Source organism: Amycolatopsis sp. NPDC051102, from assembly GCF_040682815.1.
Classification (GTDB): Bacteria; Actinomycetota; Actinomycetes; order Mycobacteriales; family Pseudonocardiaceae; genus Amycolatopsis.
In genome coordinates this window covers 1-15,602 of the sequence record NZ_JBFBBT010000048.1, presented here as the reverse complement: position 1 = coordinate 15,602, position 15,602 = coordinate 1, and the positions used below count along the sequence as shown (strand labels likewise).

The window sequence follows — 15,602 nt, the reverse complement described above, 5'->3', positions numbered from 1 at the left end:
TGTGGGCGTCGGGGGGGCTGCACCGCTCCGGGCCGGCGGGGGGGGGGCCGGCGGGGGGGGGGGGCCTGCCCCACCGGTCCCCGGCGGGGGGGGCGCGGGGGCCCCCCCCCCACGGCCGCGAGGGCGCGCGCGAGCTGCTGGACGTCCCGGTCGTCGACATCACCGAGGCGGCCGCGCACCTGGCGTGCCTGCTCGGCCGCCGCTACGGCGTGGTGACCACTTTGGACCGGACGTGCGGGCTGATCGAGGACAGCCTGCACGCCGCCGGCGTCGCGCAGAACTGCGTCACGGTCACCGGGGCCGGGCTCGGCGTGCTGGAGCTGACCGACGAACGCCGGACGGAGTCGGCCCTGCTCACCGCGGGCCGGCGCGCCCGGGACGCGGGCGCGGAGGTGCTCGTGCTCGGCTGCGCCGGGATGACCGGCCTGGACCGGAAGATCGCGACGATGCTGGACATCCCCGTCATCGACGGCGTCGCGGCCGCGGTCCGGCTCGCGGAGTCCCTCGTGGCACTGGGGTTGAACACGAGCCGCGCGGGCTCGTACGCGCGGCCGCTGGCCAAGCGCCGCACCTGGCCCGATTGACACCCGCGCCGCGAGGACGTCAGAATCCCTGCAGCCGTACCGCCGCCCGGTGACGACGTGGGGACCTCGACGTCCCCGGAAGGCGGTCGACGTGCGAAAAGTCTTCGGGGCGCTGGCGGTTTCCGCGAGCATGCTGGTGGTCCCGGTCAGCGGGACGGCGGTGGCCGCGTCGCCGCCGCGCACGATCGTCACCGACGGCGGCAAGCTCGCGAACATCAAGCAAGCGATCCGCGGCGGCCACGCGTCCAAGGCCCAGCGGGACGCGCTGAAAGCCGTGCTGGCCAAGGCGGACACCGCGCTGACGGCCGGGCCGTGGTCGGTGATGGACAAGCCGTCCGCGCCGCCGAGCGGCGACAAGCACGACTACACGAGCCAGGCGCCCTACTGGTGGGCGAGCCAGCCGAAGACGCCGGAGAACCCGCAGGGCTGCCCGTACGTCAGCAAGGACGGGCAGCGCAACCCGGAGGCCGACGCGATCACCGACCACACCTACCGGATGTGGGCCTGGGACGCGATGTACTACCTGTCGCTGGCCTGGTACTACACCGGCGACGCGAAGTACGCGAAGCGCGCGGCGCTGGACATCCGGACGTGGTTCCTCGACCCGGCCACCAAGATGAACCCGAACATGACGTACTCGCAGATCGTGCCCTGCCGCACCACCGTCAGCGGCACCGGGATCATCGACTCCACCCAGTCGTTCAGCCAGCTGATGGACGCGTTCGCGCTGCTCGACGGCGGCGCACCGGGCTGGACCGGCAAGGACCGCGCCGGCATCCGGGCGTGGCTCGGCCAGTACCTGGACTGGATGCAGACGAGCCCGCAGGCCAAGCTGGAACTGGCCGCCACCAACAACCACGGCACGTTCCTCGACATGCAGAACGCGACGATCTCGGCCTACCTCGGCAAGCGCGCCGAAGCGAAGAAGATCGTGCTGGACACCGAGCAGAAGCGGTTCCCGGTGCAGTTCGCCGCCGACGGCAGCCAGCCGCTCGAGCTTTCCCGCACGATGTCGTGGCACTACGTCAACTTCAACCTCACGGCGTGGGGCCGGCTGGCCGAGGTCGGGAAGAACCTCGGCGTCGACGTCTGGAAGTACCGGGCCCCCAACGGCGTGACGCTGCGGAAGGTCGTCGACCAGCTGATCCCGGGTGCGCTGCACGGCGCCGAAGCCTGGCCGCACCAGCAGATCGGCGTGTTCGACCAGTCGATCGCGGCGGACATCTTCCACGCGGCGGCCGAAGAGGCCCACGACTCCGACGCGGCGGCCACGCTCAGGCAGATGCCGCTGCCGGCGGGCGGCGACACCTGGGCGGTGCGGGTGTCGTGCTTCCCGCTCGACCCCCCACTGAAGTAGGGCTGTTCTCCAGAAAAACCGGACACGGCGTCCCATAGCGCACGCCGTCCCGGATTGGTCTAGTCCAAAGTATTGACACCCCGTCGTCTCCGCGCGCACATTCATGACCGGGGCCGGACCCGCTTCGTGAAGAACCGTCGCGTACGCCCTCTCCCGCGCCGTCGCGGCCCGGGAGAGGGCCGTCCGCCTGCGCGAGGAGACGCCATGCAGCGAAGATTGGCCCTGGTCGCGGCCGCGGCCGCCGCCGTCGTGGTCGGCGCACTGACCGTCGCCGGCCCGGCGGCCCCGGGTGCGGCCGCCGCGACCTCCGGCGGGGTCCGGATCGCCTACTACGACCAGTGGAGCATCTACCAGAACGCCTACTACCTGAAGAACGTCGACGCCATCGCCGGCGACATCGACTACCTGCTCTACGACTTCGAGAACATCGACCCGGCCAACCTGACCTGCTTCGAAGCCACGAAGGCGACGACGCCGGACCCGGGCGGCGAAAGCGATCCGAACGCCGGTGACGGCGGCGAGGACCAGTTCGCCGACTACCAGAAGACCTTCGGCTCCGACATCAGCGTCGACGGCACCGCCGACACCTGGAACCATCCGATCGTGGGCAACTTCCACCAGCTGCAGGAGCTCAAGGCGCGGCACCCGAACCTCAAGGTGCTGCTGTCGATCGGCGGCTGGACGTACTCGAAGTACTTCTCCGACGCCGCCGCGACCGACGCGTCGCGCAAGAAGTTCGTCAGCTCCTGCCTCGACATGTTCATCAAGGGCAACATCCCGGCGGCCGGCGGCTACGGCGGACCGGGCACCGCGGCGGGCATCTTCGACGGCATCGACATCGACTGGGAGTACCCGGGCTCGCCCACCGGGCACGTCGGCAACCACTACAGCGCCGCCGACACCGCGAACTACACCGCGCTGCTGGCGGAGTTCCGCAGCGAGCTGGACGCGCTGGGCGGCAAGCACTACGCGCTCTCGGCCGCGCTCCCCGGCGGCCAGGACAAGATCGCGAAGATCCAGACCGACAAGATCGGGCAGTACCTGGACTTCGGCAACGCGATGACCTACGACATGCACGGCGCGTGGGACGCGACCGGGCCGACGAACTTCCAGGACCCGCTGTACTCCTCGCCGAACGACCCGTCGGGCACGATCCCGCCGGGCACCGAGAAGTACACGACCGACTCGGTGATCAAGGACTACCTGCACGGCAACAGCGCCTACGGCATCGCGGGCGGGTTCCCGGCGGGCAAGCTGACGCTCGGCATCCCGTTCTACTACCGCGGCTGGACCGGCGTGCCGGCCGGGCCGAACCACGGCCTGTACCAGTCCGCGTCGGGTCCGTCGCCGGGCCACACCCTGAGCGGCAACGTCCCCGGCGTCGCGATGTACAAGGAACTGACCGGCGTCGTCGACAACCCGGCGGACACGTACTGGGACCCGGTCACGCAGTCGGCCTGGTTCTACGACGGGACGAACTTCTACGGCGGCTCGTCGGCGCAGTCGATCAAGGCGCGCACAGACTACGTCCACTGCACGGGTCTCGGTGGCGCGATGATGTTCTCGCTCTACGACCTCGACCCGGGTTCGACGCTGTTCCACGCGGTGGTCAACGGCCTCGCGGCCGCGACGCCGAACTGCTCGGCGCCGCCGACCACCACGCCGACGACCCCCACCACGCCCACCACCCCGACGACTCCGACCACGCCACCGACGACCACCACTCCGCCCACGACCACGACGCCGCCGTCGATCCCCGCGTGGGCACCGGACACGGCGTACGCGACCGGTGCGAAGGTGACCTACAACGGCGTCACCTACACCTGCCGCCAGGGCCACACCTCGATGGTGGGCTGGGAGCCGCCGAACGTCCCGGCTCTCTGGCTCGCGAGCTGAGCGTCAGTTCCCGGCGGGATTGCTGACGCCGGGCGCGGGGGCCTGGGCGTTGCCGGCGATGCCGTAACGCCCGGCGCCCCCGTCGAGCTGTTCCTTCAGCGCCAGGATCGTGCTCACCCGGCCCGCCGACGTGTCCGCGTTGTCCACAGTGGACAGAATCGACGTCGCCGAGGTGTCCGCGCGGACCACGCCCAGCGCGCCGGTGCCGTCGGCCGAGCCGGCGTCACCGGCGAGCACCGTCCCGGCGCCGCCGCGGTCGAGCTGCGTGGCGAACCGGGCGATCGTCGCCGCGCGGTCGCCCGCGCCGTCGCCGGTCGCCTGGGCGCCGGTGAGCACGATCGCCAGCTGCGCGGGCTTGACGTCTTGGCCCGCCTTCACGAACCCGCCGTCGGTGAGCCCGCCGAGCGCGGCCGCCAGTTCCTCCGGCGAGGACTGCGGTTTCGCCGTCGTCTTGTCCAGCAGCAGCACCGAACCGAGCAGCGCCCCGGCGAGCGTGCCGGTGTCCCCGGCCGTCGGGAACTTCGAACCGGCCGGCTGCAGCCGCGTGACGACGTCACGGAGCTGGTCGGCCTTCCCCGGGTCGGCGAACGCGGCCGTCAGCTGCACCTCGCCGGTCACCGACGCCCCGGCCTGGCCGATCAGCTGCTTGAGCACGTCCCGATCGGCCGGGCGCGCGTCGTCGGTGGTCACCAGCACGACCGACCGCTTGTCGAGCGCGCCGGCCACGACCTTCGGGCCCATCGAGCCGGCGAACGCGTCCGCGTCGGCCAAGCGGGCGTTGAGCGCGTTGCGCTGCGCCTCCAGGTCGGCGACCTGGTTGCCGAGGTCCTTCTTCTCCCCCGCCAGCCCGGACAGCAGCGTGCCGTTGAGCGCCGTCGAGCCGAGGACGACGCCGACGGCCAGCGCGAGGAAGCAGGCGGCGATGGAAACTACGTGGTAGCGCAGCGAAATCACGTGAACAATCCCTTGGCCCATGCGAAGAACGAATTCCAGGTGTGCCGGAGCCAGTCGAGGTAGACCGAGCCGACATCGGACACCAGCAGCGCCGCGCCCACCACCACGACCGCGGCGAGCACGAGCAGGACGACCGCGCCGATCGACACCCGGTTGCGGTGCAGCGTCGCCACCGCCTTGCCGTCGACGAGCTTCGTGCCCAGCTTCAGGCGCGTCAGGAACGTCGACGGGTTCGACCCGGACCGGCCGTGGTCGAGGAACTCGCGCAGGGTGGCCTGGAAGCCGACGGTGACCACCAGGGTCGCGCCGTGCGCGTCGGCCAGCAGCAGCGCGAGGTCTTCGGCGTTGCCCGACGCCGGGAACGTCACCGCGCCGATGCCGAGGTCCTGGATCCGCTCGACGCCCGGGGCGTGCCCGTCCGGCTGGGCGGGCACGACGACCTCGCCGCCGCCGCGCAGCGTCGCGGTGCCGATGCCGGTCGGGTCGCCGACGACGACGTCCGGCTGGTAGCCCTGCACGCGCAGGGTGTCGGCGCCCGCGTCGACGCCGATGAGCACCGGGCGGTGCTCGGCGATGTACTTCTTGAGCTTCTTGAGGTCTTCGGCGTGCCCGTTGCCGCCCGCTACGACCAGCACGTGCCGGTCGCGGATCGCCACCTTCAGCTCCGGCACGCCGACGCCGTCGAGGATCAGGGTGCGCTCGCGGTGCAGGAACTCGATGGTGTTCGCCGAGAACGCCTCCAGCTGCGTCGACATCCCGGCCTTGGCCTCGATCATCTGGTCGGCGACGCTCTCGGTGGTCTGCGCGATGCCGGAGGCGACCTGCCGCTCGCCGACGTACACGACGCCGTCGTGCAGCCGCAGCTTCGTGCCGTCCTTGATCGAGCGCAGCAGCTCGCCGCCGACCGAGTCCACGAGCGGGATGCCGGCCGCGACCAGGATCTCCGGGCCCATGTTCGGGAACCGGCCGGAGATCGACGGCGACGCGTTGACCACGCCCGCGACCTCGGCCTCGACGAGGGCGTCGGCCGTCGCGCGGTCGAGGTCCAGCTGATCGAGCACGACGATGTCGCCGGGACTGATCCGGCGCAGCAGCTCACGGGTGCGGCGGTCGACCCGGGCCACCCCGGTGATCCCCGGAAGGGGTTCTTGGTTCCGCGTGAGCAACCCGGTGAGCTTCATGTGGCCGATGGTGACAAATTTGCTCGTGGGACGTTGTACGCCACGCCGTAGCCGTAGTGACTCGTTGTGGTGAGCCCCGTCGCCCTCCCCCGCGCGGGTCAGGCCTCCGACTCCTCCGACAGCGAGCCGAAATCGAGGTTCAGCCAGGGGCTCGCCGGGTCCTGAAGGAGCTGGTGGTGGACGCGCACGGCCGCGGGGTACCACTCGCCGAAGTCGTCCTCGCCGGCGTGCAGCACCCGGCCCATGACGTACCCCGCCGACAGGTCGGCCCATGACTGGTGGTAGCGGCGGGCGAGCGAACCGGCTTCGAGCACCATCAGCTCGGCGGTCAGCGCGTCGCAGTAGCCGGCCGCCAGCCCGGCGCGGGCGATGGTGACCGCGCGGCCGACGTCCCAGGACAGCGCCGTGGTGACGCAGCCGTCCGCGTCGACCAGGCCGTCGGCGCGCAGCCGCCGCTCGTACCGGGACACCCGGCGGACGGTGTCCCGCAGCTCGTCGGCCTGGTCGGCGGCGTCGTTCTCGGTGCACCACCGGTCCACCAGCTGCGCCCAGGTCAGCGGATCGAACTCGGCGCCGGGCAGCCCGTACTCGGCGGCGAACCGCAGGCGCAGCATGAGGACCAGGTTGCCCGGGGTCAGCGCGTAGCCGTCGCCGATCAGGTCGGTCATGGTGGTGCGCCAGCCCGGCGGGTCGGGCACGCCCCACCACTCCCGCAGGCCCCGCACCTCGGCGACGTAGTCGTGGTAGCGGCCGTCGAGGACGTTCCACGGCGTCGCTTCGAGCACCGCGAGGTGCGCGCCGCAGGCCAGCGCGTGCGCGATGGGCCCTTCGAGGTGCCCGTACGGCGCGGTGATCAGCCGCTCGACCTGCTCCTCCAGCGGCGTGACGTCGTCGAGGTGCGCGTCGAGCCACGGCTGCAGCGTCGCGCCCGGCAGCCGCCACTCGCCGCGGGTGCCGCGGTTGAACACGACCCGCTCGTGCCGCCCGACACCGTCGACCGCCCAGTCGAGCGAGCCGCTCATCGCCACGACGTCCGGGCCGAGGTCGGGCAGCGCGCCGCGGGTGAAGACCTGCAGGAACTCGTCGCCGCCGGTCTCGAAGTAGACGTTCGGGAAGGTTTCCGCCCGCTCGTCGAGGATGCTCCGGGCGTCCACCCGCCGGATCGGCACGAACAGCTCCTCGCCGGCGAGCAGCCCGAGGTAGCGGTCGAGGTCGCCCTCGCGGCGCGCGGCGGCCAGCTGGGCTTCGACGTCGGCGGGCGGCGGCAGGATCACGGGGCGGCTCCCTCCGCTCGGCCGGTCAGCACGACGAGCTTGCCCGCCGTCCGGTTGTGCTCCAAGTCGTCGTGCGCCCGCCGGATCTCCGTCATCGGGTACACCGTGGCCGGGCCGAGGCTGGCTTCGCCGTCGGCGATCCGGTCGAGGTGGCGCTGAAGCACGGAGGCGGGCAGGTCGTCCGCCTCACCACCATAAGCGGTCAACCGGACCCCAGCGGGAAGGTAGCCGATCGGATAGAAGTTCGAGATCGTCCATTCGTTGGACAACATGCCGGTGAAGCAGACAGTCCCGTGCACGCGGGTGGCGTTCAGGGTGTCCGGCAGGGTCGGCGTCCCGACGAGTTCGAGCGCGGCGTCGACGCCTTCGGGCACGATCTTCCGGACCTGCCCGGCGACGTCCCCGTCGTCCAGCAGGGGGTGGTCGACGCCGTGAGCGCGCAGGGTTTCGATCCGTCCGGGCTGCCGGGTGGTCGCGAAGACGGTGGCGCCCAGGTCTTTCGCCAAGGTCGCCGTGGCGAAGCCCAGCGCGGACGTGCCGCCGCGGATCAGCAGCGTCTGCCCCTTCCGGAGGTCCAGGCCCGTGGTGAGCGAGCCGTACGCGGTCTGCAGCGTCTCGGGGACCTGGCCGAGCACCTCCCACGGCAGGTCGCTGCGGAACGGGATGACCTGGCGCTCGGGGACCAGCGTGTATTCGGCGTAGCCGCCGTCGAAGGTGCGGCCCATCCCGCCCATCATGGTGGCGACCTGCTGCCCGGGCTCGAAATCGCCGCCGGCGTCGACGACCCCGACGGCCTCGATGCCCGGCACGCGCGGGAAGGTGACGCCTTCGGCCAGCCCGAGCCGCGTGTGCAGCTCCGAACGGTTGATCCCGAACGCCTTGACGGCGATCCGGACCCAGCCGGGTTTCACCTCCGGCAGCGGGAGCTCGGTGAGTTCGAGGTTTTCGACGGGACCGGGTTCACGGAGCACCACCGCGCGCATCGGGGTCCTTTCTTCGCCAGCAGTCGTCACGACAACTGCCCGGAGGCGAAGACTATTTCCGCCGGCGGCTACTTCTTCTTCGCGGCGCGCTTCTTCTTCGGCTCGAAGTCGGCCTTGTCCTTCTCCGCCGTCGCCAGCAGCTCCTCCGCGTGCGCGCGGCCCGTCTCGTTGTCCATGCCCGCGAGCATCCGGGCCAGCTCGCTGACGCGTTCGGTCGAGCTCAGGTTCTTCACGCCGCTGCGCGTGACGCCGCCGCTGTGGCCCTTGTCCACGACCAGGTGCTGGTCCGCGAACGCCGCCACCTGCGGCAGGTGCGTCACCACCAGGACCTGGTGCGTGCGCGCCAGCCGAGCCAGCCGGCGGCCGATCTCGACCGCCGCGCGGCCGCCGACACCCGCGTCGACCTCGTCGAACACCAGTGTCTGGACCGTGTCCGCGTGCGCCAGGACCACCTCGATGGCCAGCATCACCCGCGACAGCTCACCGCCCGACGCGGCCTTGTGCACCGGCAGCGGCGGCGCGCCGTCGTGCGCGCGCAGCAGCAGTTCGACGTCGTCGACGCCGTCCTGGCCCGCGTGCACCGCGCGGCCGTCGATGGTCAGCGCGTGCGTGTCGCCGTGCTCGGCGGGGCGCTGCTCGACCGTCACGTCGATCGCCGCCTGGCCCATCGCCAGCCCGGACAGCTCGCGGGTGATCTCGGCAGCCAGCTCCGCCGCCGCCTTTTCGCGTGCCGCCGAAACCTCGGCGGCGTGCGCCGCGAGCTGCACCGCGAGCTGGTCGCGCCGCACCGCGAGCTCGGCCAGCGCTTCTTCCGACGTGTCCATGGTTTCCAGCCGGCGCCGGGCGTCGTCGGCCCAGGCGAGCACGCCGTCGACGTCCGCGGCGTACTTGCGGGTCAGCCGCTTGAGGTCGGCCTGGCGGGCCAGCACCTTCTCCAGCAGCGCCGGGTCGGCGTCCAGCGTCTCGACGTAGTTGCCCAGCTCGGCCCCGACGTCGGCGAGCAGCACCGACGCCTCCTCCAGCCGCGGCGCCAGTTCGCGCAGCACGGCGTCCTCCGACGTCGAAAGCCGCCGCAGCGCCTCGGAGACCAGGCCGGCCGCACCCGGCGCGTCCGGGTCGCCGTCCGGCGAGCCCGACACGGCGACGTGCGCCTCGGTCGCGGCCGCGCGCAGCTCGTCGACCGCCGCCAGCCGCTTGATCTGCGCGGTGAGCTCGGCGTCCTCGCCCGGCTCCGGCGCGACCGCGTCGATCTCGGTGAGCCCGTGCTTGAGCAGGTCGGCCTGCTGGGCCATCTCGCGCGAGCGCGTCGACCGCTCGGTCAGCTCGGCGATCACCGCCAGCCACTCCGCCCGGATCTCCCGGTAGGCCTGCAGCGGTTTCGCCACCGCGTCCCCGGCGAACCGGTCGATGACCGCGCGCTGCTCGGCCGGGCGCAGCAGCCGCAGCTGGTCGTTCTGCCCGTGCACCGCGATCAGCTGCTCGGACAGCTCCGCGAGCACCCCGACCGGCACGGACCGGCCGCCGAGGTGGGCGCGCGAGCGCCCGTCGACGGCGACCGCGCGCAGCGCGATCACGCTGCCGTCCTCGTCCACGTCCGCGCCCGAATCGGCGACGATCCGCTCGGCGCCTTCGACGCCCGAGTAGGTGAACCGCCCCTCGACGAACGCCTTGAGCATTCCCGTCCGGACCTTGGACACCTCGGCGCGGCCCCCGGACAGCAGGTGCAGCCCGGTGACGACCATGGTCTTGCCCGCACCCGTCTCACCGGTCACGACGGTGAAGCCCGCGTGCAGTTCCAGCAGGGCGTCCTCGATGACTCCGAGGCCCTGGATGCGCATCTCGGCCAGCACGCCGCCTACCGTAGCGGCCACCACCGACACTCTGCGCGCCCGCTACCCCGGCGAGTCGCCGATATGTTCGAATAAATCGTTAAGCGGTGGTTAGTCGCAGGGGCGCGCGTGGCGCTCGCGCCAGCTCTTCACCGGCAGCGAGAACTTCTGGACCAGGCGGTCGGTGAACGGGCCGTCCCACAGCCGCACCAGGCGCACCGGGGTCTTGCCGCAGGTCACCCGCACTCGCGCGCCCGGCTCCAGGTCGATCGGCCGGGTCCCGTCGCAGGTCAGGACGGCGGACGAGCCGTCGGGGTCGATCCCGACGGTGATCACCGAGTCGCGGGAGACGACCAGCGGCCGGGCGAACATCGCGTGCGCGTTGCTCGGCACCACCAGCAGCGCCTGGACGTCCGGCCAGATGATCGGGCCGCCCGCCGAGAACGCGTACGCCGTCGAGCCGGTCGGTGTGGCGCACAGCACACCGTCACAGCCGAAGGCGGACACCGGGCGGCCGTCGACCTCGATCAGCGCGTCCAGCACCCGCTCCCGGGTGCTCTTCTCCACGCTCGCTTCGTTGAGCGCCCAGGTGCGGGCGACCTCTTCGCCGTCGTGGGTGACGGTGACGTCGATGGTCATCCGCTCTTCGACCTGGTAGTCGCCGTCGACGACCCGCTGGACGGTGTCGGCCAGCGCGTCCGAGTCGGCCTCGGCGAGGAAGCCGACGCGCCCGAGGTTCACCCCGAGCACGGGCACCCCGGCGGGGCGCGCCAGCTCGGCCGCGCGCAGCAGCGTGCCGTCGCCGCCGAGGACGAAGACCAGCTCGACGCCGTCGGCGGGGTTGTCGTCCGGGTCCACGACGGTGCAGCTCGAGCCCACGCCGTGTTCCTCGGGGTCGATCAGCGCGCAGACGTCGTGCTCGATCACGCGGATCCGGATGCCGGCCTTGGCGAAGCGCGCCGACACCTCGCGGGCGGCTTCGCCCGTCGCGTCGCGATCGGGGTGCACCATCAGGAGTACTTCACGTTCGGTGGTCATGCGGGCCCTTCCTCGACGGCGGTCCGGACGAGCCGCTCGGCCTCAGACCTGTCTACCGCGTCCACAGTGGACTCGGCCACGTGTTCCTTCTTCAGCCACACGAAGTATTCGACGTTCCCGGACGGCCCGGGCAGCGGGCTGGCGGTCACCCCGCGCAGCGCGAGCCCGAGTTTCGCGGCCCCGTCGATGACGGTGAGCACGGACTCGGCGCGCAGTTCCGGGTCGCGGACGACCCCGCCGCTGCCGAGGCGGTCCTTGCCCACCTCGAACTGCGGTTTGACCATCGGCACCAGGTCGGCGCCGTCGCGCGCGCACGCGGTGAGCGCGGGCAGCACGAGCTTGAGCGAGATGAAGCTCAGGTCCCCGACGACAAGGTCGACTTGCCCGCCGAGGTCGTCGGGGGTGAGGTTGCGAACGTTGGTGCGGTCCATGACCACTACACGTTCGTCGGTGCGGATCCGCCAGTCGAGCAGGCCGCGGCCGACGTCGGCGGCAATCACGGTCGCGGCGCCCCCGCGGAGCAGGACGTCGGTGAAGCCGCCCGTGGACGCGCCGGCGTCGAGGCAGCGCTTGCCTTCGACGCTCAGGTCCGTGAACGCTTCCAGCGCACCGAGCAGCTTGTGCGCGCCGCGGGAGGCCCAGCCGGGGTCGTCTTCGTCCCTGACCACGATGGGGGCGTCGGACTCGACGCCGGTGGCGGGTTTGGTCGCGACCATGCCGCGGACGGTGACCTTGCCGCCGGTGATCAGGGCCGACGCCTGTTCCCGCGACCGGGCGAGGCCGCGCCGAACCAGTTCCGCGTCGAGGCGGGCCCGCTTGGGCACGCCGATCAGACCTTGTCGATGCTGGACAGGGCGACCGTCAGCTCGGTGTGCACGGCGTCGAAGCGCTCGACGTGCTCCGCGAGCGGCAGCGCGTCCAGGTCGTCCAGCCCGGCGACGGCTTCGTCGATGCCGGCGCGCGGGTCGGTCTGCTGCGAGAACGAACCGGGCGGCGGGCCCGGGACGGGAAAGGGGTGGTCCTGCACAGTGCAAACGGTATCAGTCAGGACAGTTTCGCCTTGGCGCGCTCGCCGAGTTCGGTGACGCCGGTCTCCCAGGCGGTGTGGCACAGCGCCCGAAGCAGGTCCAGCGCGTCGCCGTCACCCTCCGCGATCAAGGTCTGGTTCTCGACGGTCACGGTCCAGCCCGGCCGCGGTCCGATCCTGAGATCTTCGGCCCGCTCGGTCAGCGCCGTGAGGTCCTTCGCGAGGTAGGTGCCGCGCTCGGCAGGGATCGCCTCGATCAGCTGCTTCGGCGTCGCGACGCCGGACAGGACGACCAGGGAGTCGATACCGGCGGCGACCGCACCGGCGATGTCGGTGTCGAGCCGGTCGCCGACGACCAGCGGCCGTTCCGCGCCCGCCGACCGCGCCGCGGTCTGGAACAGCAGCGGCTGCGGCTTCCCGGCGACCAGCGGTTCGACATCGGTGGCGGTGCGCAGCGCGGCGACCATCGACCCGTTGCCGGGCAGCAGGCCGCGCTCGCTGGGCAGCGTCGCGTCGACGTTGCAGGCGACCCACAGCGCACCGGCGCGGATGGCCAGGCAGGCCTCGGCCAGCGCGGCCCAGGTGTTGTCGGGCGAGTGCCCCTGCACGACGGCCTGGACGCCGTCGCCGTTCTCCCGCACCGGCTCGAGCCCGGCCCCGGCGACTTCGGCGGCGAGCGACTCGGTCCCGACGACGAGGACCTCGGCGCCGGCCTCGAGCCGTTCCTTCAGCAGCTGCACCCCGGCTTGAGCGCTGGTGTGCACCTCATCGGTCCCGGCGGGCATGCCGAGCCCGGTGAGGTGCTCGACGACCTCGTCCGGGGCCTTCGAGGCGTTGTTGGTGACGAACCGGACGGGCGTGCCGTGCTCCCGCGCGGCCCGGACCGTCTCCGGGGCACCCGGGATGACCCGGGTGCCGTGGTAGACGGTCCCGTCGAGGTCGAAGAGGACCGCGTCGTAGGCCGCTAGGAGGGCGTCACTCATCGGTCGCTTCGGTGTCCTTTTCTCCGGCGTTCCCGGTGTTCTCGTTCGACAGGTCGGCGGCCCGCTCGGCGGCGTCGGTCTCGTCCTCGGCGTCGGCCTCGGCGGCGTTGAGGAACCACCGGATGGCCTCGTCCTTGCGCCCGGCGGCCGCGAGGTTGTCGGCGTAGGCGTAGAAGAGGCGAGCGCTCCACGGGTCGCGCTTCTCGGCCTTGAGGTCGTCACCCTGCAGCGAAACGACGGCGGCATCGAGCTGCCCGAGGTCCCGCCGCGCCCCGGCCGCGACGATGGCCAGCTCGACCTGCGTGGCCTTCGCGAGCTTCGTCGTGTCGACCTCCTTCGCGAGGTCGAGGGCCCGCTCGGGCCGCCCGAGCGCCCGCTCGGCGTCGGCGATGATGGCGATGTGCTCGTCCCCCCGCGTCATCCGGCGGACGGCCCGCAGCTCGGAGAGGGCTTCGGACCAGTTGCCGGCGTGGTAGGCGACGAGGCCGAGGGCTTCCCGCACGATGGGCACGCGCGAGGCCTTGGCCTTGGCGTACTTGGCGTGTTCGAGGGCGGCTTCGGGATCGCTGTCGATCAGCCCACCGGCGGCGACGAGGTGCTTCCCGACGGTCTCGGCAAGCCCCTTCGGCAGCGTCCGCAGCTCACGGCGGGCGTCCTCGTCGAGGTCGGAGAACTCGATGTCTTCGGGGAGTTCCGGCGCTTCGAGCAGTTCCTTGGCGAGGGCCTCGTCGTCGAGCGGAGCGCCGACCTTGGGCCGCGGGTCACGCCGGGGCCGGTCCGCCTGGCTGCGGCTGCTGTCGCGGTCGTAGCGCTTGGCGCCGCCGGTGCGTTCGCCGCGCTCGCCACGGTCACCACGGTCGTCGTCGCGGCGCTGGTAGGTGCCGCGCTCGTTGCTCCCACGGTTCTGGTCGTCGTCTCGCCGCTGGTAGCTGCCACGAGACTGCTGGTCGTCGCGGCGCGGCTGGCTGCTACGGGAATCGTCGCGACGGTCACTGCCGCCGCGGCTGCGGTCGTCCGAGCGGGAGCCGCCGGTCCGGTCATCGCGGCGCTGGTAGCCGCCACGGGAGTCCTCGCGGCGGTCGTTGCCGGCGCGGCCACGGTCGTCCGAGCGGAAGCCGCTCGAGCGCGAACCACGGTCGTCGTCACGGCGCTGGTAGCTGCCGCGCTCGCCACGCGAATCGTCCCGGCGGAAACCACCCGTCTGGGGACCGCGGTCGTCGTCGCGCCGCTGGTAACCACCGCGCGAGTCATCGCGACGGTCGTTGCCGCCACGCCCACGGTCGTCCGAGCGGTAGCCACCGGTGCGCGAACCACGGTCGTCGTCACGACGGTCGTTGCCGCCGCGGCCACGGTCGTCGGACCGGAAGCCACCGGGGCGAGAGCCACGGTCGTCGCGGCGGTCGCTGCCACCGCGCCCACGGTCGTCCGAGCGGAAGCCGCCCGGCCGCGAACCACGGTCGTCATCACGGCGGTCGCTCCCACCGCGCCCACGGTCGTCCGAGCGGTAGCCACCGGTGCGCGAACCACGGTCGTCATCGCGACGGTTGTACCCGCCACGGTCGTCGGACCGGAATCCGCCCGGGCGAGAGCCGCGGTCGCTGCCACCTCGGCCGCGGTCGTCCGAGCGGAAGCCGCCCGGGCGGGACGCGCGGTCTTCGTCGCGGCGGTTGCTGTCCCAGCGGGGCTTGCGGTCGCCGTAGGAGGACTTGCCCTGGGGCCGGCCGCCGCGGTCGTCGAAGCTGCGGCCCGGGTTGTCGCTGCGGGTGCCGGCGCGGCTGTTGCCCCGGTCCTCGTAGCGGCCACCCGAACGGCCGGCGCCACGGTCTTCGTAGCGGCCACCGCCCGGCCGGCCGCCGGTGTCACGGGCGCCGCCACGGCGGTCGTCGCGGTCGCCGGTACGGCTCTGACCTGCGTATCCTCCGCGCTGGTCGCGGTCGCGGGGACCGTCGCCGCCGCGGAAGGGCTTGCCGCCACCGCGGACACCGTGGTCGTCACGGCGCGGGCGCCCCTGGTAGCCACTGTCGCGGCCGCCGCGGTCCTGCCGCGCACCGCCTTGGGTCTTCCGGGGTCCGTCCGACCGGCCCCGGGAGCTTTCGTCCCGGCGTGCCGACCGGCCGGACCCATCATCGCTTGAGTCTCGTCGACCGAACTCGGACACCTGGCCTCCTGCCATGGAAAAAATCTTGTTCTGGACATACGCGTACGGCCCGCTAGGGCAGCCAACTGGCTATCCTAACGGGCCGTACGGAAGGTAAGTTCGGCGGTGTCCTACTCTCCCACAACCCTTCGGTTGCAGTACCATCGGCCCTGTCAGGCTTAGCTTCCGGGTTCGGAATGGGACCGGGCGTTTCCCTGACGCTATAACCACCGAAACACTACGAAACAACACACACATTCCCGTGGTGGTGTTTCAGAGCTGTAGAGTGGATGCGTAACATCTTCGTAGGCAAGTCCTCGGCCTATTAGTACCAGTCAACTCGACAACACATTACTGTG

13 protein-coding genes and 1 rRNA gene are annotated in these 15,602 nt (G+C 72.0%); 3 read left to right on the top strand and 11 right to left on the bottom strand.

Annotated elements, in window-relative coordinates; translation table 11 throughout:
• From AB0M93_RS48865 to AB0M93_RS48855, 3 genes are all read left to right on the top strand, one after another.
• A partial coding sequence (locus AB0M93_RS48865; protein WP_364288513.1) for an aspartate/glutamate racemase family protein occupies positions 1 to 584 on the top strand: 584 nt, incomplete at its 5' end.
• A 91-nt stretch (positions 585 to 675) separates the two neighbouring features.
• Positions 676 to 1,941, top strand: a complete 1,266-nt coding sequence (locus tag AB0M93_RS48860) for an alginate lyase family protein (protein WP_364288510.1) — start codon at positions 676 to 678, stop codon at positions 1,939 to 1,941.
• A 204-nt stretch (positions 1,942 to 2,145) separates the two neighbouring features.
• Positions 2,146 to 3,837, top strand: coding sequence for a glycosyl hydrolase family 18 protein (locus AB0M93_RS48855; protein ID WP_364288507.1), 1,692 nt, complete (start codon positions 2,146 to 2,148; stop codon positions 3,835 to 3,837).
• 3 nt (positions 3,838 to 3,840) lie between these two features.
• Here the strand turns inward: AB0M93_RS48855 and AB0M93_RS48850 are convergent, their stop codons facing one another.
• From AB0M93_RS48850 to rrf, 11 genes are all read right to left on the bottom strand, one after another.
• Positions 3,841 to 4,791, bottom strand: coding sequence for a copper transporter (locus AB0M93_RS48850; protein ID WP_364288504.1), 951 nt, complete (start codon positions 4,789 to 4,791; stop codon positions 3,841 to 3,843).
• The gene (gene steA / locus AB0M93_RS48845; protein WP_364288501.1) at positions 4,788 to 5,972 is read right to left on the bottom strand and encodes a putative cytokinetic ring protein SteA; all 1,185 of its coding nucleotides are present in this window, start codon (positions 5,970 to 5,972) and stop codon (positions 4,788 to 4,790) included. Before steA ends, AB0M93_RS48850 begins: the two co-directional genes overlap by 4 nt.
• Before the next feature lie 98 nt (positions 5,973 to 6,070).
• Positions 6,071 to 7,246: a DUF1266 domain-containing protein gene (locus AB0M93_RS48840; RefSeq protein WP_364288498.1), complete on the bottom strand. Its 1,176-nt coding sequence runs from the start codon at positions 7,244 to 7,246 to the stop codon at positions 6,071 to 6,073.
• Positions 7,243 to 8,229: a zinc-binding alcohol dehydrogenase family protein gene (locus AB0M93_RS48835; protein ID WP_364288495.1), complete on the bottom strand. Its 987-nt coding sequence runs from the start codon at positions 8,227 to 8,229 to the stop codon at positions 7,243 to 7,245. The genes AB0M93_RS48840 and AB0M93_RS48835 overlap by 4 nt, the downstream gene beginning before the upstream one ends.
• 68 nt (positions 8,230 to 8,297) lie before the next feature.
• Positions 8,298 to 10,079, bottom strand: coding sequence for a DNA repair protein RecN (gene recN / locus AB0M93_RS48830; RefSeq protein ID WP_364288516.1), 1,782 nt, complete (start codon positions 10,077 to 10,079; stop codon positions 8,298 to 8,300).
• A gap of 90 nt (positions 10,080 to 10,169) precedes the next feature.
• Positions 10,170 to 11,096, bottom strand: a complete 927-nt coding sequence (locus AB0M93_RS48825; protein WP_364288492.1) for an NAD kinase — start codon at positions 11,094 to 11,096, stop codon at positions 10,170 to 10,172.
• Positions 11,093 to 11,920, bottom strand: coding sequence for a TlyA family RNA methyltransferase (locus AB0M93_RS48820; protein ID WP_364288489.1), 828 nt, complete (start codon positions 11,918 to 11,920; stop codon positions 11,093 to 11,095). The genes AB0M93_RS48825 and AB0M93_RS48820 overlap by 4 nt, the downstream gene beginning before the upstream one ends.
• Positions 11,921 to 11,925: 5 nt before the next feature.
• A complete protein-coding gene (locus AB0M93_RS48815; protein ID WP_003079777.1) occupies positions 11,926 to 12,123 on the bottom strand; it encodes a hypothetical protein in 198 nt (65 codons plus the stop codon).
• Positions 12,124 to 12,140: 17 nt separating this feature from the next.
• On the bottom strand, positions 12,141 to 13,106 hold the full coding sequence (locus tag AB0M93_RS48810; protein WP_364288486.1) for an HAD-IIA family hydrolase: 966 nt from the start codon (positions 13,104 to 13,106) through the stop codon (positions 12,141 to 12,143).
• On the bottom strand, positions 13,099 to 15,264 hold the full coding sequence (locus AB0M93_RS48805) for a hypothetical protein (RefSeq protein WP_364288483.1): 2,166 nt from the start codon (positions 15,262 to 15,264) through the stop codon (positions 13,099 to 13,101). The genes AB0M93_RS48810 and AB0M93_RS48805 overlap by 8 nt, the downstream gene beginning before the upstream one ends.
• A gap of 97 nt (positions 15,265 to 15,361) precedes the next feature.
• Positions 15,362 to 15,478, bottom strand: a 5S ribosomal RNA gene (gene rrf, locus AB0M93_RS48800).
• Positions 15,479 to 15,602: the final 124 nt, after the last annotated feature.

Coding starts and splice junctions, on each gene's coding strand:
- steA (WP_364288501.1), bottom strand. CDS start 5,972: ATGAAGCTCACCGGGTTGCTCACGCGGAACCAAGAACCCCTTCCGGGG.
- AB0M93_RS48825 (WP_364288492.1), bottom strand. CDS start 11,096: ATGACCACCGAACGTGAAGTACTCCTGATGGTGCACCCCGATCGCGAC.
- AB0M93_RS48810 (WP_364288486.1), bottom strand. CDS start 13,106: ATGAGTGACGCCCTCCTAGCGGCCTACGACGCGGTCCTCTTCGACCTC.
- AB0M93_RS48835 (WP_364288495.1), bottom strand. CDS start 8,229: ATGCGCGCGGTGGTGCTCCGTGAACCCGGTCCCGTCGAAAACCTCGAA.
- AB0M93_RS48855 (WP_364288507.1), top strand. CDS start 2,146: ATGCAGCGAAGATTGGCCCTGGTCGCGGCCGCGGCCGCCGCCGTCGTG.